The following is a 3,955-nucleotide window of genomic DNA, read 5'->3' on the forward strand; positions in this document are numbered from 1 at the left end:
AATCACATTAATCAACTTGAGTCTCAGCGCACCAACCGCAGGAGGTCAGCATGAAATTTCCTCGTTTTAATTTATGGCGCTGGTTGTGGGGGCGTATCTGGGCGCTCAGTGAGCGGAGTGGGATTGGTCTGGGGCGTTTCGGGCCATGGGTATTCCATCAGATGATTGGCTGCGATACCAAATTTAAGAGGATGGACAAATGAAACAGTTACTTAAAGGTATTTCCGTCGAGCAGTTCAATACTCGCTTCCCTGTTGGTGCGCTGTTCCGCTATTACCCTGTTCAGGGGCAGTCGGAGTGCTGTCAGGTTGTTACCCGCTCAGAGGCCTGGGTGCTGGGGCATGGTGCCGTTGTCGTGCTGGTCAATGGCCGTTCCGGCGGTGTGTCGGTGGATCACTTGGAGCCGGTGCTGGCTGAAGGCGGTGCGGTATGAACTGGCTCTTGATTTTGGTTCTTGTTGGATTCTACCTGCAATTGGGTTACTGCCATGCCGACACCGTGCGTGAGCTGGGCTTGCTTCGCCGTTCGCCGCGCTTTGTKGGGTTCCTGGYCATCATGCTGCTGTGGCCGATGGGCGTCATGATGTTGGCTGACCGCATTCGCCTTGAAAAAGAGTGGTGGTAAGCATGGCTAAAACGGCAACAGAGCGTAAGGCGATGCAGCGCGCCAAACTGGCTGCTGGCGGTGGGATGCGGCATGAGCTGGTGCTGACGCAGCAAGAAGCTCAGGTGCTGGACCGTAACTGTCAGCGCCGCAATCCAGGGCGCGCACCTTATGGCCGCAATGAATACATCAGTTTGCTGATCCTCTGTGACGATCAGCGACTTGATCGGCAAGAGGCGGCGCTGGAGAGCTGTCAGCGGTGTGGTAACTCGCTCCCTGCTGGCTGCAATGGCAATTACAGAGGGGAAGCAGCGTGCTGGTTTACGCGTGACTGTCTTGCGATGAATTTAACCAGCGCCGTGACCGGTCACGCAAACTTGCAGGGGGAATGATGGCGAACCTGATTAAAGTGATCCACACCGGCAAAAAAGCCCTGGGCTGGGATGATGAGACCTACCGCGCTGTATTGGCGCGGGTGACCGGCAAGTGCAGCGCTCGCGATTGTACCGAGACGGAGCTGGAGCACGTGGTGCTCTATATGCGTGACCAAGGCTTCGCTTCAACGGCAAAATATGGTCGCAAGCCCAACGTTGCTATCGGGAAAAAAGCGGTTTTGGGTAAGATTGAGGCGCTACTGACCGAGGCGGGTCGTCCGTGGAAGTATGCTGAAAGCATGGCGAAACGGATGTTTAAGCGCGACGCGCTGGAGTGGCTCACCATCGAGCAGCTTACGTCGCTGATGAATGCTCTGCAATATGATGCGAAGCGTCACGGGAGGCCTGTATGACTTTGGAGGATGTCGAGTTTCTTCTCCCGCCGGTTGTCAAAGAGATACTGACGTTGATAGGGTTCCCATCCACGTTGAAGTTGCTTGATGTTCTGGGTGGTACAACGTTTACCGTTGGTAAGGGGTTGAAGGAGTCTGGTTGCTCGCGTATGGAGTTACTGGTTTCAACGATAGGTCAGGAGAGCGCCGCCAAAATGTCCCGGCATTTTGGTGGTGATGTGTTGTATATCCCCCGCTGTGAGCGTGCGCTGAAAGAGCTGCGTAACCGCCAGTTGGTTGCTGACGTTGAGCGGTTGCGCAATGAGGGGCGGTCGTTACCGTGGATCATGGCGGAACTCTGCCCGCGCTATGGTATCAGCGACAGATTAGCCTACTACATCATTGAGCGTTACAAGCGCCGTGATGCAGCTTCTCAGAGGGGCTTATTCGAGGATAGCGAATGAAATTAAGGGTATGTTTACTGATTGGGGCGCTGGTAGCGCCCCTTTTTTCTCACGCTGCAGACCAGGAACGAAAGCCTGATGCAGAGTTGAGTTATCCAGAGCAGCTGGCTCAGTACAATAAGCTGAAGCAGCCTGCGCAGGATTTTATGGATAAAATCATGGATCTAAGAGTTCAGGCTTATGGGCTTATGCTTCTATTTTCTAAACAGGCGGCTGATATGTCGACCTCTGATATTATTAATCAATGGGGTGGTTTGGATGATAAATTCAAGGCCTTGCGTAAGGAGCGAGATAAGCTATTTGGAACACCGCCTACTTTCCACTTCTCCGAATGTGCGGCCTTGGCAGGTGTAGCAGACCTTGCGTGGGATGCTCAGTATAACTATTTTGGGGATGTTTCCGCTGGTCGTTTTCCTACACAAGATGGATTCATACAGGTTGTACACTCAGACACAGATTTTGCTAGGATGGCAACCAGATGTCAGTGGGCAATAGATACTCCTCCTGAGGATGGGGGTGATAGTATCATCGTCGATAAAGATACCCCGGTCGATTAACCCACTGAAACCCTTCAACTGCCTGAGTTGAACCCCTCACGCCACAATAACCCTCGTCAACTTACGAGGGTTTTTTTATGTCCCGCTTTATCGATTTGATTGTTCTTCATTGTGCTGCCAGCCCTGACGGCAAGCAGCTTGGCAATGCGCATGAGACCGCCGCGCAGGTCATTGACCGCTGGCACGCGGAGCGTGGTTTTCATCGTGCGCACCCTTCCATTAATCCCGAACTGACCGCCATCGGCTATCACTTCGTCATTGACTGCGACGGCACAGTGCTCACCGGGCGCGGTGAGGAAGAGATTGGCGCGCACGTTCAGGGTCACAATGCCAATTCACTTGGCATCTGCATGGTAGGCACTCGCCAGTTCACCGTTGCCCAATGGCTGGCGCTGCATGATCTGGTTGCTCGTTTGCAGGATAAGTATCGCAATGCAACGCTGCATGGCCACCGTGAGTTCGCCAACAAAGAGTGTCCGGGATTTGATGTCCCTGACTGGATTGCGGTGGACTTCGCCCCCCTGCCGGGGCATGTCTTCCCGGAGAGCGTATGAGCTGGCGTGACGTGCTGCTAAAGCTGCTGGCTGACCCGAAAACCGGCGAGGTCTCCGCCTCCGAGGTGATGACGGTCGGGGCGTTCATCATCACCAGCGTCATGGTACTGCACGCAGCATTTACCCATGCCCTGGCCGAGTATGAGTTTATCGGCTACATGGCGGTCTGGGCGATGCATAGCCAGGCGACGCGCCTGGTCGCGCTGCAGCGTGATCGTATGGAGAAATCCGATGATGATGCTCGTTAGTTTGCTGCGTCGTTTCATGGGGCCGGCGTTGCTGGCCCTGCTGGGTGTTATTGCCGGGTGGTTCGTTTATCACGGCATCTATCAGTCAGGCTATAGCGCAGCGGCGGCCGAGTATCAGTTGCGATTGTCTCACCAGGCGGAAACATTCGACCTGGCCAAGGCTCAGGCAGCCGAGGCCAGCAATCAGGCGCTGAAATCCGCCGTGGCACACGAGCGCGAGGCGTTGACGCGCGCTGAGCGGTTGACGGACGAACTGGCGCATAGGCAGCGCCAGTTGGCGGTGGTGCAGCACCTTCTGAAGGGAAAAATCAATGATGCCGTTACGCATGATGGTCCCCGTTTTACTGGGCTTGGCCCTGACAGCGTGCAGCTCTATGCCCGCGCCCTCGGTTACGCCGGAGCCGGTGATCGCTCTGTGTCCGACACCGCCGCCGGGCTTGCTCTCCATCCCGCCGATGCCGGACTTTCCCCGGTAGCGTTGCTGGGGCACGCCAGCGATTACGGCGCATGGTGCCTGTCGCTGCGCAACCAGCTGGTTGCACTGGAAAAGTTTTATCAGAAGGTGCCGGCGTCATGAGTACAGAGATGGTGTTGCATGTTGCACTCTGGCTGGTTGCCTCCTTTGGCGGGTTGTGGGTCGCGCAGTTGAAATACGCCCTGCACAAGCAGGCGCAACTGATTGAAGCCATCCAGCGCGACTACCTGCGCCGGGATGATGCCAGTGACCGCATGGATACGCTGAAAGAATTGGTGATCGACGTGC

The 3,955-nt window shown here is 55.6% G+C and carries 11 protein-coding genes; all 11 read left to right on the forward strand.

Features of this window, described 5'->3' with window-relative positions; all coding sequences use genetic code 11:
* The first annotated feature begins 50 nt into the window (after positions 1-50).
* Complete coding sequence (locus ADK28_RS32235) at positions 51-203, forward strand: hypothetical protein (RefSeq protein ID WP_161802721.1); 153 nt, start codon at positions 51-53, stop codon at positions 201-203.
* The gene (locus ADK28_RS19590) at positions 200-433 is read left to right on the forward strand and encodes a hypothetical protein (protein WP_048796443.1); all 234 of its coding nucleotides are present in this window, start codon (positions 200-202) and stop codon (positions 431-433) included. The genes ADK28_RS32235 and ADK28_RS19590 overlap by 4 nt, the downstream gene beginning before the upstream one ends.
* Positions 430-624, forward strand: coding sequence for a hypothetical protein (locus ADK28_RS19595; protein ID WP_048796444.1), 195 nt, complete (start codon positions 430-432; stop codon positions 622-624). The genes ADK28_RS19590 and ADK28_RS19595 overlap by 4 nt, the downstream gene beginning before the upstream one ends.
* Before the next feature lie 2 nt (positions 625-626).
* Entirely contained in the window at positions 627-995 is a 369-nt protein-coding gene (locus ADK28_RS19600) for a hypothetical protein (protein ID WP_048796445.1), read from the forward strand.
* On the forward strand, positions 992-1,390 hold the full coding sequence (locus ADK28_RS19605) for a gp16 family protein (protein WP_048796446.1): 399 nt from the start codon (positions 992-994) through the stop codon (positions 1,388-1,390). The genes ADK28_RS19600 and ADK28_RS19605 overlap by 4 nt, the downstream gene beginning before the upstream one ends.
* Entirely contained in the window at positions 1,387-1,833 is a 447-nt protein-coding gene (locus ADK28_RS19610; protein WP_048796447.1) for a Mor transcription activator family protein, read from the forward strand. Before ADK28_RS19605 ends, ADK28_RS19610 begins: the two co-directional genes overlap by 4 nt.
* Positions 1,830-2,390: a hypothetical protein gene (locus ADK28_RS19615; protein WP_048796448.1), complete on the forward strand. Its 561-nt coding sequence runs from the start codon at positions 1,830-1,832 to the stop codon at positions 2,388-2,390. Before ADK28_RS19610 ends, ADK28_RS19615 begins: the two co-directional genes overlap by 4 nt.
* Positions 2,391-2,467: 77 nt before the next feature.
* A complete protein-coding gene (locus ADK28_RS19620; RefSeq protein ID WP_048796287.1) occupies positions 2,468-2,944 on the forward strand; it encodes an N-acetylmuramoyl-L-alanine amidase in 477 nt (158 codons plus the stop codon).
* A complete protein-coding gene (locus ADK28_RS19625) occupies positions 2,941-3,192 on the forward strand; it encodes a hypothetical protein (protein ID WP_048796288.1) in 252 nt (83 codons plus the stop codon). Before ADK28_RS19620 ends, ADK28_RS19625 begins: the two co-directional genes overlap by 4 nt.
* Positions 3,176-3,769 carry a hypothetical protein gene (locus tag ADK28_RS19630; RefSeq protein WP_048796289.1) on the forward strand — a complete coding sequence of 198 codons (594 nt, stop codon included), beginning with the start codon at positions 3,176-3,178 and terminating at the stop codon, positions 3,767-3,769. The genes ADK28_RS19625 and ADK28_RS19630 overlap by 17 nt, the downstream gene beginning before the upstream one ends.
* Positions 3,766-3,955 (forward strand): hypothetical protein (locus ADK28_RS31725; RefSeq protein ID WP_152929722.1); only part of this gene is annotated, 190 nt, incomplete at its 3' end. The genes ADK28_RS19630 and ADK28_RS31725, both read left to right, overlap by 4 nt.

It is taken from the genome of Serratia sp. 506_PEND, assembly GCF_001076875.1.
In the GTDB taxonomy this organism is placed as follows: domain Bacteria; phylum Pseudomonadota; class Gammaproteobacteria; order Enterobacterales; family Enterobacteriaceae; genus Serratia; species Serratia marcescens.